This window comes from Sandarakinorhabdus sp. (genome assembly GCF_032115815.1).
Taxonomy (GTDB): domain Bacteria; phylum Pseudomonadota; class Alphaproteobacteria; order Sphingomonadales; family Sphingomonadaceae; genus Sandarakinorhabdus.
Genome location: NZ_JAUMBI010000083.1, coordinates 17,373 through 44,372, shown reverse-complemented (window position 1 = coordinate 44,372; position 27,000 = coordinate 17,373). Strand labels below are relative to the sequence as shown.

Genomic DNA, 27,000 nt, shown 5'->3' with positions numbered 1-27,000 from the left:
AGGTCTATCCAGGAGAACACGCTGCGCTTATTGACTTGGCATTGTGGCAGCAGGCCCAGTCCATCTTGGAAGGAAACCGGGTCGAGCGGCGGCTCGGCAGCAAGGGCAAAGCCCCCAGCCTGCTCACCAGCATGTTGAGCGACGACCTAGGTCGCCCGATGATGCCGACGTTCACCATTAGGGAGGCACGGCGCTACCGCTATTATGTCACCCGGGATGCAGCGCAAGGGATGCGCGGGGTCGGCGGACGGCTGCGGATGCCGGCTGGTGCGATCGAGGCGCTGGTGACGAGCCAGATCGCGGACTGGCTGGAGGCCGTGACGCCGACCGAGGACATGGATCCATTGGTCGCTGAGCTGACGGTGTCCAGGGCTCATCAGCATGCAGGCATGCTGCGCCACGATAGTCAGCGCGAGCAGCGTATTGTGCTTCTGGAGCTGCAAGCCCGGGTCCGGGTGCATCCAGAACACGTGACGATCACGTTCAAGCCTGCATATTTTCCACAACCGGTCCTGCTGGATGTTCCGGCTAAGCTGGTGGACCGCGGGTCAGACCTGCGACTGGCGATTGGGCCGGACGGTAAGGATGTCCATGCTGCAGTTGACCCTGCCTTGCTCAAGCTGGTGGCGCTTGCCACAGCCGCGCGCCAACATCTGGTCACCGGTAAGCCAGACAGTCTGGTCGACACCTACAGCAAGCAGCATCTGAACCGGCTGGCACGGCTGGGCTACCTGGCACCCGACATCATCACTGCGATCGTGGAAGGCCGTCAGCCGCCCTCGCTCAGCGGTCGCAAGCTGCTGCGCTGTGCGAACCTGCCGAGGGATTGGGCCGAGCAGCGCAGACTACTGGGGTTCGTTTGAGCCCATCGCGGGTGCCAAGCCTGCATCAAATCTGCATCGCATCTGAGGACAGGAAAACCGGGGGTCAGAGAAATCTGGCTCCCGTTGCCGTTCTGCGGGCGGCCAAATGCGTCTCTAGGCCTGGCGTGGGAACACCAGGCTCCACAAGTCGCTGAAAAGCGCGACAATATCCCACTAAGTCCCGATAAATCCCGCAGAATCCCGGGTCGGGGGAGTGGGTGGTGCCGCTTACGTGACTCGAACACGTGACCCCCGCATTACGAATGCGGTGCTCTACCGGCTGAGCTAAAGCGGCATCTCGGTGAGGCGGGCGATCTATCAGCGGGCGGGTGGACTGGCAAGAGGTAAGGCGGCAGGAGACCGGTCGCCTTGGACACGGCAGTAGGGCGCGCGGGCTGAAACCTGGTTCAAAGCGGCCGTTATCCGGGCCATGAGCACTGCAAATCCCGGCCAGATCATCCCGCTGCGTGCCTTGGGCGTGCATGATACTGGTGCTGATCAATCGACCGGGGAACGGCCGGGACCGCTGCGCGAAGATCAGGTGCCACGCAGTGTCGTGGTGGAGCGGCGCCTCACCAACCGGGCGCTGGCGGCCTGGCAAGGCGCGCCCGACAACGGCATCGCGCCGGCGCTGGCGCCCTTCTTCGATCACAGCATCATCGTGCGCGATCCTGCTGGCCGCGCCATCATCGAAGGCGTGGGCGGACCGGTCACCGCGCGCTTTGGCCTGGTCGCCGGGCTGGCGCTGCTGCGCGATCCCGGCCTTTCCGAAGAACTGGTGGCAGCCTGCGAACTGGTGGCGTTGCAGCCGATGCCAATCCCGTTCGAAGCCAGCGTGAACGATCCGATGGGTGCCCAAATGCTGGTGCGCGGCCTGGCGCTGCCGCTGCCTGAAGCCGGCGACCCGGCGGCGCTGGTGCAGATCGTGCTGAGCTGGCGCGAAGTGTTGTCAAAGAGCGCCGCGCGCCGCCTGCGCGCCGAACTGGCCAGCGCCTTTGCCGAGGTGAGGCGGCTGCCGTCCGTGGCGGATCCCTTTCCACGGCGGCCCCGGTGCGGCGCGGCCCTCGATGTGTTCAATCGCACAAAGATTACAGAGTGAGCTTCGAATCACACTTTTCTTTCGCGGCAGTGCGGCGCATAAGCTGCGGCAAAAATGTCGCGGGAGCGATCGACGTGTCTGATACGACCAAGCCCGGCACTGCTGCGGCCATTGCAAATACCTCATTGGCACAGGCGCTAGCGGGGTGCCTGTTTGCCCGCGCCTTGCCCGGCGAGATCGAAGGGTTGGACGAGGCGGCACGCGCAGCCGTGGCCGGTTTCATGGCTGATGCCGCCGCGCAGCGCGCGCCCGATCAGCCGGTGATCCACATCGATCCGCTGGCCGACGATGGCGCCCGTCGCCTACGCCTGGCCATCATCGGCGAGGATCGGCCCTTTCTGGTCGATTCCACCGCTGCCGCCGTCACTGCCGCCGGGGTGGACATCCACCGCCTGCTGCACCCGATCATCGATGTGCGCCGCGATGCCGATGGCACGCTGCTGGAGGTGATCGGTCTCGGCAAGAATGGCGCGCCCCTGCCCGGCCATGCCCGCGAATCCATGATCTACATGGAGATCGAGCAGGTTGGCCCCAAGACGCGCGCTGCGCTGGAAGCCAGCCTGGCCCAGGTGCTGGCCGATGTGCGCGCCGCCGTGATTGATTGGCAGGCGATGCTGGCCCTGCTGCGGGAGCGCATCCGCGCATTGTCTGACAATCCGCCGCCGCTGGCCCCGCACCGCACCGCCGAAGCCATGGCCTTCCTCGAATGGCTGGCGGCCGACAATTTCACGCTGCTGGGCGCCCGCCATTACCGGCTTGAAGGCGATCTGGATGATCCGGCGATGGAGGTGACCAGCGACGGCGGCCTTGGTCTGCTTGCCGATCCGGACTATCCGGTGTGGAGCGGCACACGCGGCCCGGCCGATACGCCGCGCGCCTTCAAGGCCCTGCTGGCCAGCCCGGAACCCTTGCTGATCACCCGCGCCGGTGCCGTGGTGAGCGTGCATCGCCGGGTGAACGGCGATCTGGTTGCAGTAAAGGGCTTTGACCGCCAGGGACGGGTGATATCGGAAACGCGCTTCCTGGGGCTCTACACGTCCGCAGCCCTCAGCACTTCGCCGCGCCAGGTGCCGTTGCTCCGCCGAAAGGTGGGCGAGATCATCGACGCACTGGGCTTTGGCGAGAGCGGCCACAGCGCCAAGGCGCTGGTGCATGTGCTGGAAAGCTTTCCGCGCATGGAATTGTTCGAGGCCAGCCCCGAACAATTGAAGACGATGGCGCTGGGGCTGCTCTCGCTGCTCGACCGGCCGCGGCCCAAGCTGTTTGCCCGGCCCGATCCCTTCGGTCGCTTCGTGTCTGCGCTCGTCTATGTGCCGCGCGATGTTTACACCAGCCGCCTGCGCGAAGCCGCCGGGCAGATGCTGGCCCAGGAGTTGAAGGGCAGCATCGCGCGTTACGAGGTGGAGCTGCGCGAAGAGGGCCTGGCCCGCGTGCATTATGTGGTGGACGTGGCCGACGCCGCCAGCTTCACCGCCGATCAGGCCGCCGCGCTCGATCGCCGTCTTCGCCAGTTGGTGCGCGGCTGGGAGGAAGACCTGGAAGCCGCGCTGGCCGAACTGACCACGCCGACCCGCGCGGCACGGCTGGCGCGCAGCCACGGCCGGGCCTTTTCCGCCAGCTATCGCGCCCAGCACCAGCCGGCCGAAGCCGCTACCGATATCATGGCGCTGGCCACACTTGAAGACGAGGCCGGTCGTGCCGTGCGCATCATGGCCGCGCCGGAACCGGGGCAACTGCGCCTGAAGCTGTATCGCCTTGGCCCGATCATTCCGCTTTCCGAAGCAGTGCCAGTGCTGGAGAATTTCGGCCTGAAGGTGATCGAGGAATACCCGTTCGATCTGGACGATGGCCGGCTGGGCCGTATCAACGATTTCATCTGCGAAGTGCCCGATCCGGCCATCCTTGCCGATCTGCCGGCGCTGACGGCACGGCTGGAGCCGGCGCTGGTCGCCGTGCTGCTCGGCACGCGGGAGAATGACGGGTTCAACGCGTTGATCCCGGGCTGCGGCCTTGAGGCGCGCGATGCCTCGCTGTTGCGGGCCTGGTTCCGCTATCTGCGGCAAACCGGGGTTACCTACGGCGTGATGACTGCGGTTGATGCGCTGAAGCGCTATCCGGATATCACGCGCGATCTCGTGGCGCTGTTCACAGCGCGCTTTGCGCTGGATGTCGCGGATCGCGCCAAGGCGCAGGCCGACGTGCTGGCGCGCATCGATGCCGGCCTGGCCGAAGTGAGCAGCATCGATGATGACCGCATCATCCGCCTGTACCGTTCAGCCATGCTGGCCACGCTGCGGACCAATTTCTTCGTGCCCGGTGGGCCGGAAGCGATGGCTTTCAAGATCGATTCTGCCGCCATGCCCGGCCTGCCCCATCCGATCCCCTATCGCGAAATCTGGGTGTTCTCCCCGCGCGTGGAGGGCATCCACCTGCGCGGCGGGCCGATCGCGCGCGGCGGCCTGCGCTGGTCTGACCGGCGCGACGACTTCCGCACCGAAGTGCTCGGCCTGGTGAAGGCGCAGAAGGTGAAGAACACGGTGATCGTGCCCACCGGTGCCAAGGGCGGCTTCTATCCCAAGCTGTTGCCGTCGGCGTCGAACCGCGATGCGTGGCTGGCCGAAGGCACCGAAGCCTATCGCATCTACATCCGGGCGCTGCTGTCGATCACCGACAATCTGGATGTGGCCGGCACCGTGCTGCCACCCGAAGGCGTCGTGCGTCATGATGGCGATGATCCCTATCTGGTGGTCGCCGCCGACAAGGGCACTGCCACCTTCTCAGACACCGCCAACGCCATTGCTGAAAATCATGGCTTCTGGCTGGGCGATGCCTTCGCTTCGGGCGGCGGCAATGGGTATGACCACAAGGCGATGGCCATCACCGCCAAGGGCGCGTGGATTTCGGTGCAGCGGCATTTCCGCGAAATGGGCATCGACGTGCAGAGCGAGACGGTTCGGGTGGCCGGCGTGGGCGACATGTCGGGCGATGTGTTCGGCAACGGGCTGCTGCTCTCTCCTGCCGTGGCGCTGGTGGCGGCCTTTGATCACCGCCACATCTTCCTTGATCCCACCCCCAATATTCCGGCCGCCTTTGCCGAACGCCAGCGCATGTTCGCGCTGCCGCGATCGAGCTGGGACGATTATGACAAGGCGCTGATTTCAGAAGGCGGCGGCGTGTTCGCCCGCAGCCTGAAATCCATCCCGCTGTCACCGCAGGTGCAGGCCATGCTGGGCGTGAGCGCCGAAGCGATGGCGCCCGGCGAACTGCTCAGCGCCATCCTGAAGATGCAGGTCGATCTGATCTGGTTCGGCGGCATCGGCACCTATGTGAAGGCGTCGAGCGAAAGCCATGCCGACGCCGGCGACCGTGCCAATGATGCCATCCGGGTGGACGCGCGCGACCTGAAGGCGCGGGCCATCGGCGAAGGTGCCAATCTGGGCCTGACGCAAGCGGCGCGCATCGAATTTTCGCGTATCGGTGGCCGCATCAACACCGACTTCATCGACAACAGCGCCGGGGTCGATTGCTCCGACCACGAGGTCAACATCAAGATCGCGCTGAACGGTGAAGTCGCCGCCGGCACGCTGAGCCGGCCCGACCGCGACACGCTGTTGAAGGCGATGACCGACGATGTCGCCGAATTGGTGCTGCGCGACAATCGCCTGCAAACCCAGGCCATCAGCCTGGCCGAAACCGGCGGTGCGGCCGCCGTGCCGGTGTTCCAGCGCCTGATCCAGACCCTGGAGGGCAGGGTTGGCCTTGATCGCAAGGTGGAAGGCCTGCCGGGCGACGATATTCTGGGCCAGCGCGCCATGGCCGGCGAGGGCCTGACCCGGCCGGAACTGGCCGTGGTGATGGCCTATGCCAAGATGGCCGCCTATGATGTGCTGGTGACCAGCGAGGTGGTCGATGATCCGCTGCTGGAAGCCGATCTGATCGCGGCCTTCCCGACCGCCATGCAGGTAAAGCACCGCAATGCCATCCTGGGCCACCGCCTGCGCCGCGAACTGGTGGCGACCAAGTTGGCCAACGAACTCATCAACCGCGCTGGCCTGTCGGCGCCGTTCGAACTGGCCGAGGAACTGGGCGCCGGCATCGCCGATATCGCCCGCGCCTTCATTGCCGCGCGCCAGCTGTTCGGCTTCTCCGGCCTGTGGCAGACCATCGACACGGCCGCCGTGCCGGCCACCGCCGCCAATGCGCTGCACCGTGCCACGCAGGGCGTGTTGCGCGCCCAGATGGCTGATCTGGTGCGATTGGGCGGCGGCCGCAGTGCCACTGCCCTGGTGGCGGCCATCGCGCCCGGCCTGAAGGCGCTCGGCAACAATATCGAGAAACTGGTGAAGGCCGAAGTGCGCGGTCAGCTCGACCGTTCGGCGGCCGAACTGGCGGCAGCGGGCGCCCCGGCTGAACTGGCGCGCACCATCGTCCATGTCGAAGCGCTGGACGGCGCAGTGGGGATTGCCCTGCTGGCGGCCGAACGCCGGCTGGACGTAGCCGCCACCGCCCGTGCCTACACGATGCTGGGCGAAACCGCCGGGCTGGATTGGGCGCGCGGTGCGGCAGCGGCGATGAACCCGTCCGACCCGTGGGAGCGGCTGTTGACCGCGGCGCTGGTGCGCGATTTCGAGCAGATCAGGCTCGATCTACTGCGCCATGTCGTACCGGAAGCCAGCAACCCGGTGCAGGTGCTGGCGCTGTGGCTGGAAGCCCATGCGACGCGGGTGGCACGCATTGCCGCCTCCATCGCCCGTGCCCGCGACAGCGGCACGGTGAGCGCAGCGATGCTGGCACACATCGCTGGGCAGGCGCGCGCAGCATTGACGTGACCATGCGCGCCAACAACGACGCGGCATTGACGTGACAAGCTGTCGGGGAAGCGTTCGCCCCCTTGTTGCAAGTCGCCCCGCCTGCTAGCGGCTGCGGCATGTCTGTGGATAGCCAAACCGTACGCAAGATCGCGCGCCTGGCGCGTATCGCCGTGACTGACGATGAGGTGCCCGGCCTTGTCGAGCAGTTGAACGGCATCCTTGGCTGGGTGGAACAACTGGGCGAGGTTGACACCAAGGGTGTCGAGCCGATGGCCAGCGTCATGCCCGGCAACTTGCGCTGGCGCGACGACGAAGTGACCGACGGCGGCATCCAGGACAAGGTGCTGGCCAATGCGCCGGACGCAGCCAGCGGCTTCTTCGCCGTGCCCAAGGTGATCGAATGAGCACGCTGACCGATCTTTCGCTGGCCGACATGAAGGCTGGCCTTGCCGCCAAGCAGTTCAGCGCCGTTGAACTGGCGCAGGCGCATCTCGATGCGATGGCGGCCAACCGGCATCTGAACGCCTATATCGTCGAAACGCCGGAACTGGCGCTGGCCCAGGCCAAGGCGGTGGACGACGGCGCCCGCAGCGGCCCGCTGGCCGGCATTCCGCTGGGCATCAAGGATCTGTTTGCCGTTGAAGGTGTGCAGACCACGGCAGGCTCCAACATCCTCAAGGGCTTCGTACCGCGCTATGAATCGAGCGTGTCGGCCAATTTGCTGCGCGACGGCGCGGTGTTCCTCGGCAAGCTCAACATGGACGAATTCGCCATGGGCTCGTCGAACGAGACCAGCGCCTATGGCCGCGTCATCAGTCCGTGGAAGGCGAAAGGCAGTGACGCCGAACTGGTCCCCGGGGGTTCGTCGGGCGGTTCGGCAGCAGCCGTTTCAGCCCGGCTGTGCGCCGGCGCGACCGGCACCGATACTGGCGGCTCGATCCGCCAGCCGGCCGCGTTCGTCGGCATTTCCGGCATCAAGCCCACCTACGGCCGCGCCTCGCGCTGGGGTACAATTGCCTTTGCCTCATCGCTCGATCAAGCTGGGCCGATGGCGCGCACGGTCACCGATTGCGCGCTGATGCTCACCTCGATGTGTGGGTTTGATGCCAAGGATTCGACCAGCCTTGATATCGCGGTGCCGGACTGGGCGGCTGGCCTCACTGGCTCCATGAAGGGTAAACGCGTCGGCATTCCGGCGGAATATCGCCTCGATGGCATGGACCCGGAAATCGCCGCTCTGTGGGATCAGGGTATCGCCTGGCTGAAGGCCGAGGGTGCCGAGATCGTTTCCGTTTCGCTGCCGCACACGAAATATGCGCTGCCCACTTATTATATTGTCGCGCCTGCCGAAGCCTCGTCCAATCTCGCGCGTTATGATGGCGTGCGTTACGGAAACCGAATCACCCCGCCCGGCGGCAATGTCCACGACATGTACGCCGCCACCCGCGCCGCAGGCTTCGGCAAGGAAGTGAAGCGGCGCATCATGATTGGCACCTACGTGCTGTCGGCCGGCTTTTACGATGCCTATTATACCCAGGCGCAGAAGGTGCGGGCGCTGATTGCGCGCGATTTCGAACAGGCTTTCGAGAAGTGCGATGTGTTGCTGACGCCGACCGCGCCCAGCCCGGCCTTTGCCTTTGGCGCCAAGGCCGATCCCCTGGCCATGTATCTGAACGATGTCTTCACCGTGCCGGCCAGCCTTGCCGGCTTGCCGGCGATGAGCGTGCCGGCCGGGTTGTCGGCCTCGGGCCTGCCGCTGGGTCTGCAGATCATCGGTCGCCCGCTTGACGAGATGGGCGTGCTCGATGCCGGCCTTGCCATCGAACGGGCGGCGGGCTTCAGCGCCCGCCCGTGATCGCGGCCGGATGAAAGCGCTGGCGACGCGGGCGGGGCTGGCGCAGTTCCTGCGTTTCGGCCTGGTGGGCGTCGCCAACACCGTAACATCCTACATCGTCATCCGCCTGCTGGCCGAACCGCTTGGTGTACCGGCAGCCAGTGCCATCGGCTATGCTGCAGGCGTGGTGCAAAGCTTCGTGCTCAACCGTTTCTGGACCTTCAGCAACACGCGGCCCCGCAAAGATGGGCGCCTGGGCGGAGAGGCACTGCGCTTCATTGCCGTCAATCTGGCCTGCGGTGGCCTGTTCACGTTAGTTAACAGTTTGGCTGAACCACATATCGGATTGTTAGCGGCGACACTGGCCGGGGTTGCAATGGTAACGCCCTTAGGCTTTATCCTTAACAGATTCATCGTGTTTCGTTGACGGTGCAAAGCGTTGGGGGGGATGGGGCGATGGTCGGGTTATCGGTAGTCATCCCCTGCTATAACGAGGAAGCGTGCCTGCCCGAACTGCACCGCCGGGTTGCCGCCGTGGCGCACCAGTGTGTCGGCGATGATCATGAAATCGTGCTGATCAACGACGGCTCGCGCGATCGCACGTGGGCGATCATGCAGGAACTGGCCGCTACCGATCCCAATCTTGTCTGCCTCAATCTGGCGCGCAACCATGGCCACCAGTTGGCGCTCACCGCCGGGCTCGATCTCAGCCGCGGCAAGACTATCCTGGTGATCGACGCCGATCTGCAGGACCCGCCGGAACTGCTGCCCGACATGCTGCAAGCGATGGCGGCGCAGGGCGCCGATGTCGTCTATGGCCTGCGCACCAGCCGCGAGGGCGAAAGCTTCACCAAGAAATTCACCGCCGGTCTGTTCTACCGCATCCTCGATCGGCTCACCGACATCAACATTCCGCTCGACACGGGCGATTTTCGCCTGATGAGCCGGCGCGCGCTGGATGTGCTGATGGCCATGCCGGAACAGGCGCGCTTCGTGCGCGGCATGGTGGCGTGGATCGGTTATCGGCAGGTGCCTTTCCCCTATGCCCGCGCCCAGCGCCTGGCCGGGGTGACGCATTATCCCTTCACCAAGATGCTCAGCCTGGCCTTTGATGCCATCACCGGCTTTTCCACCAAGCCGCTGCGATTTGCCTCCCACGCCGGTCTGTGGCTGGTTGGCCTGCTCGTGCTGGTTGCCATCTACATCCTGGGAAAATGGCTGGCCGGGGGAACGGTCGAAGGCTGGACGTCGCTCAGCCTGTTGATCATCGGCATTGGCGCGGCGCAGATGCTGGTGCTGGGCGTGATCGGCGAATATCTTGGTCGTGTCTATGTGGAGGCCAAGCGCCGGCCGCTGTATATCGTCGCCGAAGTGGTGGGCAGTGACCGGCCGGTGGCGCGGCTCGGGGTCAGCGCCGCCGCTACGCCTGCGGCAGCGACGCCAGCGCCAGCAGCGACAGCCCCGGTGGCATCGGCACCCGGCCAATCAGGTGACGTTCCAGGCTGAAAATCGTCCGGAACAGGGCGTTCACCGGCGCGGCCAGATCGTCATCCTGCCGCCCTTCCCGCCCGCTGATCCGTGATGCCAGCCGCTGCGCCACTGCCAGCGGGAACAACAGGCTGTTGAAGCTGGTGAGCATGCGCAGTTGCAGCCCCGATCCGGCAAAGGCCGCCGCCAGGCTGGCATGATCATAGCGGCGGACATGGTGATTGGCGACGTCGTGGCTGCTCCACATCCACTGGTGCTGCGGCACCGTGACGAGCAGCGAGCCACCCGGCGCCAGCCGGCCGGCGATGGCGGCCAGCGTGGCGCGATCTTCGGGCACATGTTCCAGCACGTCGAGCAGCGCGATCAGATCATAGCGGGACGCCGGCAGCGGCGGCAGATCGGGCAAACGCGCCGGCAGCACCGCCCGGCCCAGCGCACGGGATGCCAAGTCCCGAGCATCATCATCAAGTTCGACAGCGTCCACCGTGCCGAACTGCCCCAGCATGCCAAGATTGTGGCCCGTGCCACAGCCGATTTCCAGCACGCGCGGTGCTGGCGGCAGGGCAACGTGGCGTGCGATCACGTCGGCCAGCACCTGACGCCGCGCCACGTACCACCAGTGCGAACCGGCGTGGGCCGCCATGTGATCATAGATACCGCGTTCCATGGCCTTTACGGCTCCGATGCCAGGCGCAACAGGCGGAACCGACCAGCCTGGGCCACCACGGGATAAGGCGTCGCAGGCAGCGGTCTATCCGCCGCCACCTGGCAGAGCAACACATAGGAATAGCCTGCGCGGGCATAGGCGGCGACCACCAGTTCCGGGCGCTCACGAGACTGCGGGGCGGGCGGGCGCAGCGCCAGCTCATCGCGTGCAGCCCCAAGCCGGCCACGCAGTTCCAACGGCTGGGCGGTGCGAATGGCAAACAGCGGCGTGGCATGGCCGTGGCGCACCAGCAGCAGCGGCGGGTACATCTCGCAACGGTTGGGCATGTCTTCATGGGGGCTGGCGCGCACCGGCAGGCCGGCCACCACCTGCCCCGGTGGCAAAGCCGCCGCCACCGCATCAAAATCGGCAAGATCGGCCGCCGTGCCGTGCCATTGCACGGCCAGCATCAGCAGCCGTGCCGCGACAAGAGTCGCCAGCCCGGGCAGCAGCAGCGCCAGCCGGCCCGGACCCGGCATGATCCCGGCGACCAGCACCAGGGCCAGGAACAGCGGCATGCGATCCGAAACATAGCCGCTGCCAAACAATGCCGGCGGCATCAGCAGCACCAGCACGAGGCCAGCCAGCGCCGGAACCGCCACAAGCGGTGCCAACTGCAAGGCCCGTCGCCGGAAGGCCAGCCCCAGCAGTGCCAGCAACAACAGCAGCCACAGCGCATCGGCCGGATAGGAGGGGCCTTCGGCGACACGGATGATGGTTTCCACCCGCTGCACCGCCAGTTCGGCAAGGCGGTTCATCACCAAGCCCTGGGCGCGCAACCGCGCCAGGCTTTCATCAACATTGCTCACCCCGCCCGCCGCAGTGGCGGTGCGCGATTGCAAAAACAGGATCGCCGGCACCACCGCCAGCAGCGCGCATTGGCCCAGAGCGCTCACCAGGGCTGCGAAACGTCGCGGCCGCTGCAGCCACCAATGGCCCAGTTCAAGGCTGGCAATGAGGATGCCGAACAGCCCGAACGCCAGCGCATGACAGAAGAAAATGGCCAGAGCCAACAGCAAGGCAAATCCCACCCGCCGCACCGGCCTGTCACGCTGTTTCAGCCACCAGGCAGCGGTCAGCAATGCCAGGCCCAGTCCCAGCAGGAAATTGGCAAAGCCCCAGTTGAAGATCCAGCTGTAGAGCAGCGGCAAAGCCAGCAGCAGCGCCGGCCAGCGCACCTGCCCGGTGATGGCGCGGTTCAGTGCCAGGATGCCGGCAAACAGAACGGCAAGGATCAGCACCGTCAGCAGGTGCGGCAGCACCGACAGCGGCATGAACTGCAAAGCCGCCACGGCAATCACATCCAGCCCAATATTGGGCAGGACCGCCCAAGCCGGGGCATAATTGGCGGCAAACAGCGGATTATCCGCCAGGGTGGCCAGCACCTGGAACCGGGCGACATGGTTGTAGAAATCGATGAGCGGCAACACCGGGGTGACAATCAGCGGCAACAGACCCAGCGCCAAAATGAGCCCGGCCGCCGGCCAACGCACCGCGTTGCCCCATCCGGCCGGCGTCGCCGCCAGGGTTGGTGCTGCCCCTGTGATCACTCCACTATCTGTGCCCGGTTGCACAAAAACCCCTGATCGACTGCCTTGCCCGCCCCCTCCGATTGGCAACGCGGTTTTGTTCCACCTGTTCTGCCGCGTCCGACCACGTGTCACAGGCGCATTTCGGCTAAAGCCCGCAAGCGGCTTTGTCCATGCGGATATCGTGCGCATTCGCCATGGATACGCCAAGCTGCGGGCTTGCAAAGCCAGTCGACGCTGGCCATAGCGACAGACATGTCTGAAGCCCCCAACAGCGCCCCCAGTTACATCGTCAAGGGTGCCACCGGCGATTGGGAAATCGTGGTTGGCCTCGAAGTTCATGCTCAGGTGACGGCCAAAGCCAAGCTGTTTTCAGGGGCCAGCACCGAATTTGGCGCCGAACCCAACGCGCAGGTGAGCCTGGTGGATGCGGCAATGCCGGGCATGCTGCCGGTGATCAACGGCGAATGCGTGCGCCAGGCGGTGCGGACGGGTCTCGCCATCGATGCGCAGATCAACAAATGGTCGCGCTTTGACCGCAAGAATTATTTCTACCCCGATCTGCCGCAGGGTTATCAGATCAGCCAGCTCTATCACCCGATCGTGGGCGAAGGCCATCTGGACATCGAACTGGACGACGGCACCAGAAAGCGCATCGGTATCGAGCGCATTCATCTGGAGCAGGACGCCGGCAAATCGGTCCATGATCTGCATCCCAGCATGTCCTACGTCGATCTCAACCGCTGCGGGTGCGCGCTGATGGAGATCGTGTCGCGGCCCGATATCCGCTCGCCAGCCGAAGCCGGCGCCTATGTGGCCGGCTTGCGCCAGTTGCTGCGCTATGTCGGCTCCTGCGATGGCAATATGGACGAAGGCTCGATGCGGGCCGATGTGAACGTGTCGGTGCGCAAGGCCGGTCAGCCCTTTGGTACGCGCACCGAAACCAAGAACGTGAACAGCGTGCGTTTCATCATGCAGGCGGTGGAGCATGAAGCCCGCCGCCAGGTCGATCTGATCGAAGGCGGCGGCACGGTGATACAGGAAACCCGCCTGTTCGATCCCGGCAGCGGCACCACCCGAGCAATGCGCGGCAAGGAAGACGCGCATGATTATCGCTATTTCCCCGATCCCGATCTGTTGCCGCTGGTGTTCGATGATGCATTCGTCGCCGATTGCCGCGCGTCCTTGCCGGAACTGCCGGCCGCCAAGCGCGCCCGTTATGAATCCACGCTGGCCCTGTCGCCCTATCTGGCCGCCGTGCTGTCGGCCGAAAAGGAAACGGCGGACTGGTTCGAAACCGCACTGGCCGCCACAGCCCGCCGCGTGGGCAAGCCCGACACCGAAGTGGCGCTGCGCGTCGCCAATTTCATCTCGACCGATCTGTTCGGCGCCCTGAAGAAGCTGAGCAAGGATATCGGCGACAGCCCGGTCTCCCCGGACGCGCTGGCCGAACTGCTGGCGCTGGCCGCCGATGGCACCTTGTCTGGCCCGCTGATGAAGCAGGTCTTCGAAGCCATGCTGGAAACCGGCGAAGGCGCTACCAGCATCGTTGAATCGCGCGGACTGAAGCAGGTTTCCGACACCGGCGCCATCGATGCCGCCATTAGGGAAGTGATGGACGCCAACCCCGACAAGGTGGCCGAATATCGCAGCGGCAAGGACAAATTGTTCGGCTTCTTCGTCGGCCAGATCATGCGCGCCATGGCCGGCAAGGCCGCGCCTGTCGTCGTCAATGATCGGTTGAAGGCGCTGTTGGACGGATAGAGTCACCTGCGCCAACCAATTGTAAACGAAATCGTGTCTTGATGCACTAATCCGGCAAGTATTGCCCAAGTGATTCGTGTGTCAGGTTGCTCGATGATTCTCAAACCCCGTGAAGATCGCAACACCAGCATTGCCACGCTGGAGCGCTTGATGGCCCACCCGGCCGCCACCCGCCACGATATCGTGCGCCTGCGTGAGCAGATCGATGCGATCATCAAGGGCGACTTAAGCGAAGGCAAGGCCGCCATCGAAATGGAGACCCATTGGGGCCACAGCCCCAATCACGTCATCATTCACGATCTGCGCATCGAGCATGATGGCCTAGTCGCGCAGATTGACCATCTGCTGATCAACCGATTGCTGGATGTGTGGGTGCTGGAAAGCAAGCGGCTGGCCAACGGCATCAAGGTACAGGACAATGGCGAGTGCCTGACGTTTATTGGCCGCTTTCCCAAGGCCATTGATTCCCCGATCGAACAGAACCGCCGCCACGTGACGATGCTGGATCGCCTGTTCGCCAGCGGCGCCATCCCGCTGCCCAAGCGCATGGGGTTTACGCTGAAGCCCAAGCTGCGCAATCTGGTGTTGATCGCCGAAGGCCGCATCACCCGGCCGAAAGCCCCCGTGGCTGGCATCGAAAGCCTGATCCGCACCGATCAACTGTTCGCCCATATCCAACGCATCAACGACAGCGGCAATGCGCTCGATATCGCCAAGTTGATCGGCCAGGACACGCTCATGGCGCTGGGCAAAGCCATGGTCGACATGCATCGACCGATCGAGTTTGATTGGGAGCGCCGGTTCCGATTGAGCGCGCCGCTGGCGGCGCGCACCCCGGAAGCGCCAAAAGTTGTGCAGCTGCACCCGACAGCAGCCGCGACGCCAGCACCATCCACTACTGCGCCTCGCCCGCCAGCGGGACAGTGCGGTGATTGCCAAGCGTCGGTGAGCAGCGGCGTGAAGACCTATTGCCGCAAGAATCCCGACCGATTCAATGGCCGGATTCTGTGCATGAGCTGTCAGTCCAAGGTGACTGCAAAGGCCGGTTGAACCCTTCGACTGGTCGCCTCGATAGCGCAGTTCGTCGCTGATTGCTTGACGAAATATGAACGGCCGCCCTATCGGCTGCTTCGTATCGGGTAAGACTGCGCCGGCGTTTTCGGCAAATCTTGCAGGTCGTGTCTGTCGCGTTGGTGGCTTGGGTTTGTCGCCGCCAACTGCCGCAGGGGCGCAAGTTCGGCAATGAATGTGACCTTTTCACCGCGTCTTCAGATGCAGGCTGCTGCTGCAGCCGTGTTGCTGGCCTCGGGCCTGGCCTTGAGCCATGTCGCTGCCCAGACTCCGGAATCACAGGCTGAAGTTCAGCCTGTTGCCCCCGCCCAGATGGCACTGGTGGCCGCTGAACCGGAACAGCCCAAATTGAATGAGCGCCACGTCAATTGCGTGGCCAAGGTTGTCCTTCACGAAGCGGGCAACCAACCACGCGAGGGCAAGATCGCCGTCGCCCATGTACTGCTCAACCGGGTGAAGAGGGGCTTTGGCGACAATGTCTGCGCCGTGGCAAAGCAGCCCGGCCAGTTCTTCCGCATCGATCGCTATCACCCTGATCGCAGCAGTGACGGTTGGACTGAAGCGGTGGAAGTGGCCCGCGACGTGCTGGCCGGCGAAGTCCGCGACATATCGAAGGGCGCGCTTTATTTCCACGCCAATTGGGCCAGGCCCAACAGCTTTTTCCGCAGCCGCACCAAGGTGGCGCGGCTCGACGATCACGATTTCTATCGTTGATTCTGGTCGCTGATGGCCTGATCAGGCCAACGCGCCGCCTTCACCTTGTCCCACTGCTGTTTCAGCGCGGCGCGAGGGACGTCCAGTCCGCGTGCCGCCGTCTGATCTGCGAGGCCATGGGCGACAGCACTGATGCGGGCCGTTCGGGCACCCGGTTCCAGCCCATCGGCCCATGCACCAAGCGCGTGGGCGTTGAGCATGGCCAGCGTGAAGACAGCGATGCCCACGGCGACCGCCATCTGGCCCAGACCAGAAAAGCCCTGCTCATCCGCTTCGACATCCACCGGTGAATCGAACTGGTCTGCCATGATCGCCCTTCAGAACTGGTAATAGATGAAAGCGGCGACGCCTTCGAAGCGCATCGCGTCGGTGAGCAAGATCGCCAGCCCGACGGCCAACCCCAGCAGCGGCGCCGGCCAAGCCGCCACGCGCCGGCCCAATTCAGGCAGCAGGGTGGGTGGGGTGAAGTGGATAGCCAAGCCGAAGGCGATTAGGCCACACAGCAGCGGACTGGCCAGCGCCACGCCGGGGCGGAAGGCCCAGAGCTGGATGAAATAGGCCAGCGCGCCGTCCAGCGTGTCGGCGCGGAAGAAGATCCAGCCGGCCACCACGATGTGGAAGATGATCAGGATGGCGACGGGCTTGGGCAGCGCAGGGAAACCCTGTGGCCGCCATTCGCGCCACAGCCGCTCGATCGCCAGCACGCCGCCGTGCAGCGCGCCCCAGATCAGGAAGGTCCATTTGGCGCCATGCCAGAAACCGCCGAGCAGCATGGTTACAACCAAGTTGCGGCAGATGAACCACACGCCACCCCGGTTTCCACCCAGGCTGATATAAAGATAGTCGCGCAGCCAGCTCGACAGCGAGATGTGCCAGCGCCGCCAGAACTCCTGCAATGACGTCGAACGATAGGGCTGATCAAAATTGCGCGGGAAGCGGTAGCCGAGCAGCGCCGCCAGCCCCACCGCCATGTCGGAATAGGCCGAAAAATCGCAGTAGATCTGCACGGCATAGCCATAGGCGCCCAGCGCCAGATCAAGGCCGCTGTGAGCCGATGGATCAAAGAAGGTCTTGTCCACCAGGCCCGTGGCGAGTTCGCTGGCCACCACCGTCTTCTTGAACAGGCCCCAGCAGATCAGGATCAGCGCGGTCGCCACCATGCCGCGTGTCAACCGTGGCACCGCCTTGAATTGCGGCACCAGGTGGCTGGCCCGCACGATCGGCCCGGCGACGAGGTGGGGGAAGAAGCTCATCAGCAAGGTGATGTCGAGGAAACTTGCCGGCGCCGTTTGGCGGCGGGCGATGTCGATCAGATAGCTCATGCCCTGGAAGGTGAAGAAGCTGATGCCAACCGGCAGGATGATTTCCAGCACCGGCAGATCGCGACCCCAGCCGGCGCGCACCAGGATCGGCGCCAACTGATCGAAGAAGAAGCCGAAATATTTGAAGAAGCCCAAAATGGCCAGATTGGCCGCCACGCCGATACCCAACCAGGGCTGAGCGCTGCGGCCATCATCCAGCCTCGTCTGAATCGCGTGGGCGCAGCCCCAGTTGATCGCGGCCGAGGCGATGAGCAGCGCCACGAAGCGCCAATCCCAGAAGCCGTAGAATAGCCAACTGGCCAGCAGCAGGATGATCTTGCGCCATTCGTTCGATGCCAGCCCCACCGTCCAGACGAGGAGCAGCACAGGCAGGAAGAACAGGCCGAAATCCAGCGTGGGAAACAGCATCTCAGTGCAGCCCGCCCACCCGCGCCGCATCCAAATCGGCCAGCAGCAGCCGCGCCACTTCCGCACCGCCGGCCGGAGAATAATGGATGAAATCCGGGCCCATCAGTCCGGTCTGCATCCAGCGCACCGCCGAACAGGCTCCCCCCTGCCGCGCCCGCCAATCCCAGAAGGCGATGCCAAGATCAGCCGCCACCCGGCGCTGCACCGCGCTGGCCGCAGCCAGAGCCGGCGGGTTGAACAGCGGCAGCCCGCGCCGCACGGCACGCGGCATCGGGCCGGACAGGGTGACCGGATCGGGCGCCAGCGTGCCGCCTTCGTCGTTCCACAGCGGGATGTCGATCCCGTCCACTGGCAGGCGCCCTGGCGTGGCCTGGATGGCCCGGTTACAATCCTCAGCCGCCGGCGCGCCGCCCACCACATTGTTGCGCAACGCGCTGTTGCGGCTGGCGGCATCGGGCGGACCGAGCAGCAGGATCGGCACCGGCCCGGCCAACCGGCGGATGCGCGCCACCTGTTCCCGGATCTGGCTTTCCAGGCGCGTCGCATCGAAGAAGGGCGCAAAGCCTTCGTTGGTGCCAAAGGCCAGGATGACGAAATCAGCTGGAAGCGCCTGAAATTGCGCCGCAATAGTGGCGTCATCGGCGCGGCCAAGGAATTGCAGCTGCGATCCCGGCACACCCAGATTGGAAAGGATGACGCCGCTTGGCCGTTCCAGCCACCAACCGGTGATGATCGCCTCGCCAGCGACCAGTTCCAGCCGCGCGCTATCGGTGGCTGAGCCCGGCACGATGCGCCGGCACTGCGGGCCATCGCCGGCAAAGGCCAGTTCCTGCGTGTCGGTGCCCAGAGTGAGATTGAGGCGCGGGCCGTCGCTGACCGCAGCGACACATACGCCGAAGGCGGTGAAACTGGCATCAGCCGTCAACGCCAGCGCCGCGCCGGGCGTGCGGCTGCTCACCGTGTAGCCGGTGATACCGCGCGGCGGCCAGGCCTCCGCCGCACCGCTGCCGAACAGGCCGCGCGCGCTCCATGAACCTGACATTGTTACGGAAACTCCGCGAAGGCGCACCCCGGCATGCGGGCGCCCGGCCGGCATCAGGCCGCGCCCGCCATTGCCCAGCCGCGCCTGCAGCGCCTCGCGCAGGGCGCCGGTGATGGCATCGCCCGCCGTGTGCGAATCGCCAACAGCCAGGATGTGCACCGGGCGATCGGTGGGCATCTGGGCCGCCGTGAGCGGCACGCCGGCCAGATGCTCGGCCCCGCACAGCGCCGCCAGGCAAGGCGCAGCAGCCAACGCCAGCGAGGCAAGCAACGCTGCCATCAGGGCCGGGGCGGTTCGGCTGGCGGCGGCGGCGTCTGCTCTGGCGGCGCTGCGGGTTGCGGCGGCAGCAGTTGCATCGGCGCTGAATCGGTGTCCGGAATGGGCGCGGCGGTGTCCGGCGGCTGGCTGGGCGCTGGCGGCGTGCTGACGGCGGCTGGCGGTTCGCTGTCGGCGGCTGCCGGCGCCGGTTCGGGCGGCGCTGGAGCCGGCGGCGGTACCAGATCCGCCGTCACCGGCTTGCCGGCGCGGGCGGCCTGCCCCCAGTCGCGCAGGCGCGTGGCCAGCGCATCGGTCAGCAGGCGATAGCCCTTCATGCTCATGTGGATGCCATCGCCGGCACGCACCAGCCACGGCACCCCATCCTTGCCCGGCAGGTGCGAGGCATAGCGGCCCTGCGCATCCACGGCGGCGGCGCGGGTATCGATGAACGGCACGCCCAGATCGGCCATCAGTCGGGCGTGAAAGCTGTTCAGCCCCTGCACCTGGGCATCATATTTCGGATCGCGCATCATCGGCAGGCCCACCCACACCACGCTGGCACCTTGCGCCTGCAGCGCCTTCACATAACGGGTGATGCGCAGCCCGATCTCCACCTGCCACGCCGGCGACAACAGCGGCGCCACCTTGCCGCCCACGAAAATGCCCTGGGTGTCATTGGCGCCAAAGCTGATCACCGCCACGTCCACCGGGCCTTCGGCCAATTGCGCGGCCAGCTTGTCTTCCAGATTGTCCTGGCGATAACGGGTAAAGCCGGTGGCCTGCTCGGCAAAGCGCAGCACGTGGAAGGCTTCGCGGCGCGGCAACTGGTTGTACAGCGCCACCCACAGGCCATCGCCGAAACTGTCGCCGAACACGCCGATGCGGAACGGCCGTTTCTCGGCGACGGCGCGGGCGAGGCCGGACGGCACATCGGCCTTGGCCGCCACCGCTTGCGGAAGCCCGTCGCCATCCAGCACCTGTGCCGGCGCAGCGACCGCCACCGTCACCGGCGGCCCTTCGGCCATCCAGCCCTGCAACTGCGGCGCAAAGGCCAGGCCAATGGCAATGCCGGCCGCCACGCCGCAAAACAGCACGGCGGTGCGATCGATCAGCAGAAAGGCCGGATTTGGGGAGGCAGGTTCGGACATGATGTGCGCCGGTCTTCACCACGCCCGGCGCGGAGTCGCAAGAGGTTCAGCCCCCGGTGAGCGGCGAAGACCGACCAAGACGCGCCAGGCGCACCTTCAACAGCGCCATGCCAACCACCGTCAGCGGCACCGCCAGCACCACGCCCAAGGGCCCCAGCAAGGTGCCGGCCGCGATCAGGCTGAAAATGGTAAGCACCGGCGGCACATCACCAAAGGTGCTCTGCGCGATCGGCATCACCACATTGCCCTGCAATTGCTGCACCACCACCAACGCGATGATGGTGAAGATGCCGGTATCTGCCCCTTGGCCGAACCCCAGGATAACGGTGGGCGCCGCCACCAGAATCACGCCCAGATAAGGCACGAACTCACACAGCCCGGCCACCAGCCCAATGGCCAGCGGCGACGGCAGGCCCACCAGCCACAGGCCCAGCGAGGTGCCCACCGCCACAAACGCCATGCCGATGGCCTGGCCCTTCAGCCAGGCGGTGAGCGAGGTGCGCACCGCCGCCACGGTTTCGCTGGCACGCACCCGCGATTCCGATGGCAGCATGGCGATCAACCCATCGATATACAGCCGCGGTTGCGCCGCCAGATACAGCGCCGCGACCAGCACGACCGCAAAGCCGGTGATCGCCGATCCGACATTGGCCAGCGTCGCCTGCACGATGCCCACCACCTGTTCCATCTTGGGCGCATAATTGGTCAGCTGGGAAATGAGGTCATCACCAATGGCATAACTGCGCACCCAGCTTTCCACCTGCGCCAGTGCCGCCGGGAAGCGTTCCGAAAGGTGGATGAACTGTTCCACCATCATGGTGCCGAACAACCCGAAAATGGTGGCCAGCGCCGCGAGAGGGATCAAGATCGCCGCCGCAATCGCCAGCGCAAACGGCAGCCGCAGCCGGCGCTGCAACAGCGCGGCAAAATCACTGAGCATCAGGCCAACCAATGCACTGGCAAACAACACCAGCAGCAATTGCTGCAAATGCCAGGCCGCCAGCGCCAGCCCGATGGCGGCCATCACGGCCAACGTGCGCCGGAACCAGCGGCCGCTGTCATCCGGGCTGGGGCCATGGCCGGGGATGTGATGGGGTTCAGTGGCGGGGGGCGTTGTCATGCGGTGCAATCATGGCCGCGCTGGCGGCGGAAAGAAAGAGGGCCTCCGCCCCGGATCAAGTCCGGGGTGACGTGGGCGGGGAACCAGTCCCTGCCCACGTTGGTTCAGGATGAGCGCGCCATGGCGGAAATGGAGTGGATTATCAGATGACTGATATCGGGACTTTTGCCGACGAACCCAGCGCGGTTCATCATTATAACGGTCTGAAGTTCATCCGATCGCGGTGTGTCGTTGGCCGCGATGGAACAATCGGCGGCTCGGCGCGTTTAGCGCGTAGCAAACAATAGAGGGCCGACATGGATATTCCACAAAACGCTCATGTGCTCGTCATGGATGGCGGAAAGCTGCTGTTGTTCAAGAACGACGGTAGCGAGGCGCAGCCTGCACTCAACATCGTCATGCACCTCGTTCAGGACAGTGCAGCCACCCGCGACCAAGGCACCGAGAGGCCCGGGAGGGCTCACGAGAGCGCCGGCACCAGGCGATCCAGCCATGAACAGACCGACTTTCATCAACTGGATGAGATTCGATTTGCCGTCGAAGCCGCCGAAATGCTCAAGCGCGAGGTGCTGGCGCACCACATCGATAGTTTTATCGTCATCGCCGCCCCAAGGACCCTCGGCGAGCTGCGCAAGCATTTTCATACCGAGGTTGAAAGGCGTGTGATCGGAGAAATCTCCAAGGATGTCGCACGGCGCCCAACCGATGAGATCATGGCTGCCATCGCCGCCAGCTGATCCGCGCGATGCCAATCAACGCTTCAGATGAGAGAACCAATTGCAATGCAGATACTGGTCAACACGGACAACACCATCCAGGGCAGCGAAGGGCTTGTCGAACGAATCGAAGCAATCGCAAGCGAGGGATTATCGCGCTTTTCCGACAGGATCACGCGGGTGGAACTGCATTTGTCCGACACCAACGCGGAACGCGCCGGCGTTGACAAGCGTTGCGTCGTTGAGGTCCGACCAAAAGGGCTGGACCCGGTCGTAACGACGGAACAGGCTGATACAGTCGACAAGGCCGTAGCATCCGCGATCCACAAGATGGTCCGCTTGCTCGAAACCACCTTCGGCAAGCTGTCGGCTGGCAGGGATCATTAGCAACCGGCCTCTGCAGCCGGAGCGGCAAAGCGATGCAGGCCAACTGTGCCGCCGTGATCGGGCGCCCGATTGGCGCGCACCGAGGAGAATGACATGACCAAAGCCAAATCGGAAACAGCAGCTGTCGAGGCTCAGCCCGACACCCTGCTTGAACAGACAACGGGCCATCCGGTCGACAGGCCCGGATGCGACTTTGGAGGCTCGACCGGCAAAACCACTGCAGGCCTGGACCTGGGATTGGGGAATGACTCATCTGACGGCCGTGAGCAGCGCGCTCTACCTGGTCGCCGGGTCAAGGCAAAGCTGAGCAAACCAGAATGGAGCGGCCCTCACACCAAATAGGACGGCCTTCCGTGCCGACATAACCGTTCGTAGCGCTCCGGCCCGCTCCCCCGCCTGACCAACCACGGAATTTATCGGAGTTGGGCAGCCAGGTGGGGAGCGGCCAAGTGCCGCGTAAACACATTCGACTCCAGCTGATCGCAAGAAAGGCGCGGCTGCGGCGCTGCGTGGGGCAACACCGCCGTTGGTCAAGCAATGCGGCTCAGACCGCCAGCCACTCACCATCCCTGTGGTACCGGTGCGCCACGCGGCCGGTGTCGTCCATGGCCCACAAGTGCAGCCACTGGTTGTCCACCAGATCCTGCACCATCTTGTGAGCCAGGATGATCTCGCTGATCGCGGCGAGTGGCGCTTCGATGAAGACGTTGAGGCGCAGCGGTTCGTGCATCAGCCGTTCGCCGTCGTGCACGGATTGCCAGGCCAGGCCGGTCTTCAGATCGCCGGCGTTGCCTTCCAGCACGCCCAGCGTGCCGACCACGTTGTGCAGCACCTTGTTGCCGGCGCCCCACACGCGGTTGTTCACGGTGGAGCCGTAATATTGCAGGTTGATCCAGCTGGCGACCACCATTGGCGCGGTCATGATCAGTTTCAGCACGCCAAAGCCTTCATCCTGCTTCCAATCATAATTGTGCAGGAAGCTGCGGCCGCCCAGATCGATGCCGAGTGTGCGTGCCCGAGGCGCGGCGATGAAAGCGCCGTTGCCGGCGAGGCCCCATTCGGGCCGCACCTGCGCCCAATCCCGGCTGCGGCGCAGCACCTGGGCATCGATATCGCCCTGCGGTTCGTCCAGCGCCAGGAAGCGCGCGCGTTCGCGCCGGGCCAGCCTTGATGCGCGATCCAGCCAGCCATCCAGTTCGAACAATTCACCGCGCAGCGCCGCCGGCACGCGATCACGATCAAAGATGTTGATCTGATCGGTGGTGGTATCGTGCAGGGCGCCGAGGAACCATGTGTCGTCCGGGATGGTGATGCCGCGGCCGCGCACGCCGATGCGCACCGCCGGATCATTCAGGATATCGGCGGCAATGCGCGCACTGGCTTCGCCGGTGTGGCCACCGCAGGCGCCGCAATCGAGGCCGGAGGCGTGCGGGTTGTTGGCGGTGGTGCTGCCATGGCCGGCGAGCAGGATCAGGCGGGCGAAATCCCTGGTCAGGCTCATGCCGCGCAGCACGGCTTCGGCCTGGTTCAGCCGCTGCTGTGCCGTCAGGCCGGTCATGCGGCCGCCCACCACCTGGCAATCGAGCCGCGGGCCGAGCTTGCCGATCACCGCGCCGTCCAGCCCGTCGGTGTTGGGATCGGAGACGGTGCGGGTGAGGCCGAGCGCATCACCGACCAGCTTGGGCGCAAAGGCCAGCCCCATGGCTTCGACAAAGCTGAAGCTGGACACGGCGGATTGCTTGAAGCTTTTCCACGCCTTGGTGGCACGGCGGCGCAGCAGGCGCAGGCCCAGCACCTCGATCTCCTCATCAGCCGAGGCACCATTGACCATTTCGGTGATGGTGAAGGCGGGGGTGAGCAGGACCGGGCAATGGGCGCCGCCGGTTTCGCGGCCGATGGGGATATATTCGATCGGATAGCCGAAGAAGCCGGCAAAGCCGATGGTTTCGCTGCCCGGCGCCACCTGTTCCAGCGCGCGGCGATAGACTTCGGAGCGCACGTCGATGCAGAAGGCGGCCTGCAGCGGCTTGCGGCCAGGCGCGCGGGGCAGCTGGAACGGCTGCGGGGCCTGATCTTCGCGGGCCAGCTTGGCCAGCAACTGGCGCTGCCAGGCGTTTTCATAGGCTTCCTGGAACAGCAGATCGACGGCGAGTTCCGGATCAGCCGAGAGCCCGGCATCATCGGGAAGCTCGGCCGCCTGGCGCATTTCGGCAGCCCAGGCAGCCTGGAACGCGGCATCTTTGCGCTGGCAGAACAGGGCATATCCCCAGGCCATGCGGATGGCGAGCAGCTCGACCAGGCGCGTGTCTTGGCGGCCATAGAGGCCATTGTCCCACACCAGATAGCGCACATAGGCCGCCCAGCCGCCGATATCGAACAGCGCGCGGTGGAGATAATCGGCCTGCGCGCGCGGCGGGATGCCGATGGCTTCGACGATCAGGCCGATGGCGGCGACCGGATCGGCGGGCAGATCGGCGATGATACGGCGGAAATCCTTCACGCCCAGCGCTTCGGCATTGCGATCGTGGCGCATGGTTTCGCGCCACGCCGCCCATGGCGACATGTGCCGCACCGGCATCTGCCAGCTGGCCTGGCCTTCATCGAAATAGGCCGCACACCAGCGCGAGATTTCATCGACCATGAAGGCGGTGCGGCTGGCCTGGCGATCGCCGGCGGAAAGCCGGTCCAGCACTTCGGCGATGGTGGCGACCACGGCGGGGCCATTGGCGCGCGCGACCGGATCACGTGCAAGCGCGGCCTTGGCCAGCGCCACATCCGCGGGGATGGCGGCATTGCCCGGCGCGCGGACCAGCGCGGCGGCGATGTGATCGTCGCTGATGATGCCGTCGGCCAGTGCTTCGCGGTAGAAGCTGCGCGGCATCAGCATGTCCACCTTGGCGACGCGGCGCAGGGTGGCGGTGGTGGCGGAAAAGCTCTGGCCGGTGAAGCCCAGGAAGGGGTTCACGGCGACGAAGTGCTTCAACGGCCACAGCGGCGCGATGCGCTGGCAGGCTTCCGCGATGGCGGATTCCAGTGCGGTGGAGGCCGGCGCGAGGATTTCAGGGGCGAGGGTTTCGGTCGTCATGGGGGGACCTTTCGCGAAAAGGGAGGAGCTCAGCGGCGCACTTGGAGCCCGGTGGGCCACCAGCGCAGCACCAGCCGGTTGGCGAGCGCGTTCACGTAAAGCCCGTTGTGGGCGTGGACGTAGAAGGCGCGGACCCATTCCGGCGTTGCGCCGCCCGGCTTGGCCGTGGTGAAGCTGGCCTGGCCGATGGTGAGCAGGGCAAAGCCCGCCACCACCGCGAAGATCGCCGCCAGCGCCACCAGATCGGTGCGGTTCGCTGCTTCCGGCAAGGTGCCAGCCATCAGCGCCGCCATGCCCGATTGCAGGGCAAACCACAGGCCGGCCACCGCAGCGGCAACAACGATGGTGCGGGCGATGACAAAACCGGTGGGCCGCGTATCGATTGACTGGGCGATATAATGGGTGAGGCCCATCAGCAGGATGGCGCCGAGCGCAAACAGGCCGGGTTCGCGGGCCAGTTCGAAGCCCGACAGCGTCCCGACGATGCCGACACCGGCGATAACACCTGCGACCGCCAGGCCAAGCCGCGCCGGGTGCGGCGCACCGCCGGGGCTGGGCGACCAGCTGGCGCGGGCGATATCGACCACGCTGCCCGACGACAGGAAGGCGTGCGCCTTGTAGAGCGAGTGCGCCACGATGTGCAGCAGCGCTGCCGGCCACGCGCCCAAGCCGCATTGCAGCAGCATGAAACCCATCTGCGCGATGGTGGACCAGGCCAGCGCCACCTTGATGGCATTCTGGGTGAGCATCACCACGCTGGCAAACAGCGCCGTGAAGCCGCCGACGATGAGCAGCAGGTCCATGGACGGGGTGGACAGTTGCAGCAACGGCGAGAAGCGCAGGGCCAGGAAGCCGCCGGCGTTGATGATGCCGGCGTGCAGCAGGGCGGAGACCGGCGTGGGGGTTTCCATCACTTCGGTGATCCAACCGTGCAGCGGGAATTGCGCCGATTTCAGCAGGGCGGCCGCCGCGATCAGCACGGCGGCGAGGGTCAGGCTGGCCGGAGTTTCGCCGCTGGCAGTGATGCCCTTCAAGGCCGCAAACACGCCGCTGAACTCCAGCGCACCGGTGACCTCCCAGACCATGCCGATGGCAACGGCAAGGCAAAGATCACCCAGCCGGCTGGCGATGAACTTCTTGCGCGCCGCCAGAACCGCCGCAGGCCGGTCGCCGTAGAAGACGAGGAGTTTGTTGAGGCCCAGCGATGTCGCCACCCAGGCGGCGAGGAACATCGCCATGTTGCCCGACAGGATCAGCAGCAGGACGCTGGCCAGGGTGACGCTGAGCAACCGGGTGAAGCGGGCGTGGCCGGGATCGCCGGCCATGTAGTTGCGCGCGAAATGCACCACGATGCTGCCGACGAAGCTGACCAACAGGAACATCACGGCGGTGAGCGCATCGAACAATATGCCGAAACCGGGCAGCACCGGGGTCGCCAACGGGCCGCCCAGCGCTACCAGCAGCGCCCCGACAGCGGCTGTCGCAAGACTGATCAACGCGCCGCCACGGGCAAGGCCGGCCAGGCGCCTGGGATTGCCGGCAGGCAGCAGCGCCAGCGCCAGCAGCGCCGCAGGCCCGGCCAGCATCAGCCACATCAGGGGGGTTGTCGTCATCCGTGTCGCTCCACAATCAAGG

Annotated in this window: 21 protein-coding genes, 1 tRNA gene and 1 pseudogene; 13 read left to right on the top strand and 10 right to left on the bottom strand. The window is 65.4% G+C overall.

What is annotated here, in order from left to right; translation table 11 throughout:
• Positions 1-863 (top strand): annotated as a pseudogene (locus RT662_RS05040) (hypothetical protein); the annotation flags it as partial.
• 219 nt (positions 864-1,082) lie between these two features.
• Here RT662_RS05040 and RT662_RS05035 read toward each other — a convergent pair.
• Positions 1,083-1,158 (bottom strand) — tRNA-Thr (locus RT662_RS05035).
• A 135-nt stretch (positions 1,159-1,293) separates the two neighbouring features.
• On the opposite strand from RT662_RS05035, the gene RT662_RS05030 reads away from it, so the two are divergent.
• The 6 genes from RT662_RS05030 (at position 1,294) to RT662_RS05005 (ending at position 10,113) form a co-directional block, all read left to right on the top strand.
• Positions 1,294-1,962, top strand: a complete 669-nt coding sequence (locus RT662_RS05030) for a hypothetical protein (RefSeq protein ID WP_313669615.1) — start codon at positions 1,294-1,296, stop codon at positions 1,960-1,962.
• A 74-nt stretch (positions 1,963-2,036) separates the two neighbouring features.
• On the top strand, positions 2,037-6,791 hold the full coding sequence (locus tag RT662_RS05025; RefSeq protein ID WP_313669614.1) for an NAD-glutamate dehydrogenase: 4,755 nt from the start codon (positions 2,037-2,039) through the stop codon (positions 6,789-6,791).
• A 98-nt stretch (positions 6,792-6,889) separates the two neighbouring features.
• Positions 6,890-7,177, top strand: coding sequence for an Asp-tRNA(Asn)/Glu-tRNA(Gln) amidotransferase subunit GatC (gene gatC / locus RT662_RS05020; protein WP_313669613.1), 288 nt, complete (start codon positions 6,890-6,892; stop codon positions 7,175-7,177).
• Positions 7,174-8,628, top strand: a complete 1,455-nt coding sequence (gatA, locus tag RT662_RS05015; RefSeq protein ID WP_313669612.1) for an Asp-tRNA(Asn)/Glu-tRNA(Gln) amidotransferase subunit GatA — start codon at positions 7,174-7,176, stop codon at positions 8,626-8,628. Before gatC ends, gatA begins: the two co-directional genes overlap by 4 nt.
• A gap of 10 nt (positions 8,629-8,638) precedes the next feature.
• Positions 8,639-9,034 carry a GtrA family protein gene (locus RT662_RS05010; RefSeq protein WP_313669611.1) on the top strand — a complete coding sequence of 132 codons (396 nt, stop codon included), beginning with the start codon at positions 8,639-8,641 and terminating at the stop codon, positions 9,032-9,034.
• A 29-nt stretch (positions 9,035-9,063) separates the two neighbouring features.
• Positions 9,064-10,113 carry a glycosyltransferase family 2 protein gene (locus tag RT662_RS05005; protein ID WP_313669610.1) on the top strand — a complete coding sequence of 350 codons (1,050 nt, stop codon included), beginning with the start codon at positions 9,064-9,066 and terminating at the stop codon, positions 10,111-10,113.
• Here RT662_RS05005 and RT662_RS05000 read toward each other — a convergent pair.
• Positions 10,028-10,762, bottom strand: a complete 735-nt coding sequence (locus RT662_RS05000) for a class I SAM-dependent methyltransferase (RefSeq protein WP_313669609.1) — start codon at positions 10,760-10,762, stop codon at positions 10,028-10,030. The genes RT662_RS05005 and RT662_RS05000 overlap by 86 nt on opposite strands.
• A gap of 5 nt (positions 10,763-10,767) precedes the next feature.
• A complete protein-coding gene (locus RT662_RS04995) occupies positions 10,768-12,294 on the bottom strand; it encodes a hypothetical protein (RefSeq protein WP_313669608.1) in 1,527 nt (508 codons plus the stop codon).
• Positions 12,295-12,585: 291 nt separating this feature from the next.
• Between RT662_RS04995 and gatB the strand changes: the two genes are divergently transcribed.
• The 3 genes from gatB to RT662_RS04980 all read left to right on the top strand — a co-directional run bounded on the left by gatB (position 12,586) and on the right by RT662_RS04980 (position 15,879).
• Positions 12,586-14,094, top strand: coding sequence for an Asp-tRNA(Asn)/Glu-tRNA(Gln) amidotransferase subunit GatB (gene gatB, locus RT662_RS04990; RefSeq protein ID WP_313669607.1), 1,509 nt, complete (start codon positions 12,586-12,588; stop codon positions 14,092-14,094).
• A gap of 93 nt (positions 14,095-14,187) precedes the next feature.
• The gene (locus tag RT662_RS04985; protein ID WP_313669606.1) at positions 14,188-15,144 is read left to right on the top strand and encodes a nuclease-related domain-containing protein; all 957 of its coding nucleotides are present in this window, start codon (positions 14,188-14,190) and stop codon (positions 15,142-15,144) included.
• Positions 15,145-15,366: 222 nt separating this feature from the next.
• Positions 15,367-15,879 (top strand): cell wall hydrolase, encoded by a 513-nt coding sequence (locus RT662_RS04980; protein ID WP_313669605.1) that lies wholly within the window; start codon positions 15,367-15,369, stop codon positions 15,877-15,879.
• On the opposite strand, the gene RT662_RS04975 is transcribed toward RT662_RS04980, so the two are convergent.
• From RT662_RS04975 to RT662_RS04955, 5 genes are read right to left on the bottom strand one after another with little or no spacing between them, the layout of a single operon-like run.
• Positions 15,870-16,187, bottom strand: coding sequence for a hypothetical protein (locus tag RT662_RS04975; protein WP_313669604.1), 318 nt, complete (start codon positions 16,185-16,187; stop codon positions 15,870-15,872). The genes RT662_RS04980 and RT662_RS04975 overlap by 10 nt on opposite strands.
• A 9-nt stretch (positions 16,188-16,196) precedes the next feature.
• Entirely contained in the window at positions 16,197-17,609 is a 1,413-nt protein-coding gene (locus RT662_RS04970; RefSeq protein ID WP_313669603.1) for an MBOAT family O-acyltransferase, read from the bottom strand.
• Between the two features lies 1 nt (position 17,610).
• Complete coding sequence (locus RT662_RS04965; protein ID WP_313669602.1) at positions 17,611-18,930, bottom strand: SGNH/GDSL hydrolase family protein; 1,320 nt, start codon at positions 18,928-18,930, stop codon at positions 17,611-17,613.
• Positions 18,930-20,057: a GDSL-type esterase/lipase family protein gene (locus RT662_RS04960; RefSeq protein WP_313669601.1), complete on the bottom strand. Its 1,128-nt coding sequence runs from the start codon at positions 20,055-20,057 to the stop codon at positions 18,930-18,932. Before RT662_RS04960 ends, RT662_RS04965 begins: the two co-directional genes overlap by 1 nt.
• Positions 20,058-20,103: 46 nt before the next feature.
• Complete coding sequence (locus RT662_RS04955; protein WP_313669600.1) at positions 20,104-21,177, bottom strand: AI-2E family transporter; 1,074 nt, start codon at positions 21,175-21,177, stop codon at positions 20,104-20,106.
• A 296-nt stretch (positions 21,178-21,473) separates the two neighbouring features.
• Here RT662_RS04955 and RT662_RS04950 point away from each other — a divergent pair, with 296 nt between their 5' ends.
• From RT662_RS04950 to RT662_RS04940, 3 genes are all read left to right on the top strand, one after another.
• Positions 21,474-21,914 (top strand): host attachment family protein, encoded by a 441-nt coding sequence (locus tag RT662_RS04950; protein ID WP_313669599.1) that lies wholly within the window; start codon positions 21,474-21,476, stop codon positions 21,912-21,914.
• Positions 21,915-21,959: 45 nt separating this feature from the next.
• On the top strand, positions 21,960-22,280 hold the full coding sequence (locus RT662_RS04945; RefSeq protein ID WP_313669598.1) for an HPF/RaiA family ribosome-associated protein: 321 nt from the start codon (positions 21,960-21,962) through the stop codon (positions 22,278-22,280).
• A 93-nt stretch (positions 22,281-22,373) separates the two neighbouring features.
• Complete coding sequence (locus RT662_RS04940; RefSeq protein ID WP_313669597.1) at positions 22,374-22,622, top strand: hypothetical protein; 249 nt, start codon at positions 22,374-22,376, stop codon at positions 22,620-22,622.
• Between the two features lie 202 nt (positions 22,623-22,824).
• Here the strand turns inward: RT662_RS04940 and RT662_RS04935 are convergent, their stop codons facing one another.
• Entirely contained in the window at positions 22,825-25,365 is a 2,541-nt protein-coding gene (locus RT662_RS04935) for a DUF2309 domain-containing protein (protein WP_313669596.1), read from the bottom strand.
• Positions 25,366-25,394: 29 nt separating this feature from the next.
• Positions 25,395-26,978, bottom strand: a complete 1,584-nt coding sequence (locus tag RT662_RS04930) for an NADH-quinone oxidoreductase subunit L (RefSeq protein ID WP_313669595.1) — start codon at positions 26,976-26,978, stop codon at positions 25,395-25,397.
• Between the last annotated feature and the right edge of the window lie 22 nt (positions 26,979-27,000).

Excerpts from the sequence above, each read along its gene's own strand:
- gatC (WP_313669613.1), top strand. The coding sequence starts at position 6,890 with ATGTCTGTGGATAGCCAAACCGTACGCAAGATCGCGCGCCTGGCGCGT.
- RT662_RS05000 (WP_313669609.1), bottom strand. The coding sequence starts at position 10,762 with ATGGAACGCGGTATCTATGATCACATGGCGGCCCACGCCGGTTCGCAC.
- gatA (WP_313669612.1), top strand. The coding sequence starts at position 7,174 with ATGAGCACGCTGACCGATCTTTCGCTGGCCGACATGAAGGCTGGCCTT.
- RT662_RS04965 (WP_313669602.1), bottom strand. The coding sequence starts at position 18,930 with ATGGCAGCGTTGCTTGCCTCGCTGGCGTTGGCTGCTGCGCCTTGCCTG.
- RT662_RS04970 (WP_313669603.1), bottom strand. The coding sequence starts at position 17,609 with ATGCTGTTTCCCACGCTGGATTTCGGCCTGTTCTTCCTGCCTGTGCTG.
- RT662_RS04955 (WP_313669600.1), bottom strand. The coding sequence starts at position 21,177 with ATGACAACGCCCCCCGCCACTGAACCCCATCACATCCCCGGCCATGGC.
- RT662_RS05010 (WP_313669611.1), top strand. The coding sequence starts at position 8,639 with ATGAAAGCGCTGGCGACGCGGGCGGGGCTGGCGCAGTTCCTGCGTTTC.
- RT662_RS04930 (WP_313669595.1), bottom strand. The coding sequence starts at position 26,978 with ATGACGACAACCCCCCTGATGTGGCTGATGCTGGCCGGGCCTGCGGCG.
- RT662_RS04980 (WP_313669605.1), top strand. The coding sequence starts at position 15,367 with ATGCAGGCTGCTGCTGCAGCCGTGTTGCTGGCCTCGGGCCTGGCCTTG.
- RT662_RS04935 (WP_313669596.1), bottom strand. The coding sequence starts at position 25,365 with ATGACGACCGAAACCCTCGCCCCTGAAATCCTCGCGCCGGCCTCCACC.
- RT662_RS04945 (WP_313669598.1), top strand. The coding sequence starts at position 21,960 with ATGCAGATACTGGTCAACACGGACAACACCATCCAGGGCAGCGAAGGG.
- RT662_RS04940 (WP_313669597.1), top strand. The coding sequence starts at position 22,374 with ATGACCAAAGCCAAATCGGAAACAGCAGCTGTCGAGGCTCAGCCCGAC.
- RT662_RS05030 (WP_313669615.1), top strand. The coding sequence starts at position 1,294 with ATGAGCACTGCAAATCCCGGCCAGATCATCCCGCTGCGTGCCTTGGGC.
- RT662_RS04960 (WP_313669601.1), bottom strand. The coding sequence starts at position 20,057 with ATGTCCGAACCTGCCTCCCCAAATCCGGCCTTTCTGCTGATCGATCGC.
- RT662_RS04985 (WP_313669606.1), top strand. The coding sequence starts at position 14,188 with ATGATTCTCAAACCCCGTGAAGATCGCAACACCAGCATTGCCACGCTG.
- gatB (WP_313669607.1), top strand. The coding sequence starts at position 12,586 with ATGTCTGAAGCCCCCAACAGCGCCCCCAGTTACATCGTCAAGGGTGCC.
- RT662_RS05005 (WP_313669610.1), top strand. The coding sequence starts at position 9,064 with ATGGTCGGGTTATCGGTAGTCATCCCCTGCTATAACGAGGAAGCGTGC.
- RT662_RS04975 (WP_313669604.1), bottom strand. The coding sequence starts at position 16,187 with ATGGCAGACCAGTTCGATTCACCGGTGGATGTCGAAGCGGATGAGCAG.
- RT662_RS04950 (WP_313669599.1), top strand. The coding sequence starts at position 21,474 with ATGGATATTCCACAAAACGCTCATGTGCTCGTCATGGATGGCGGAAAG.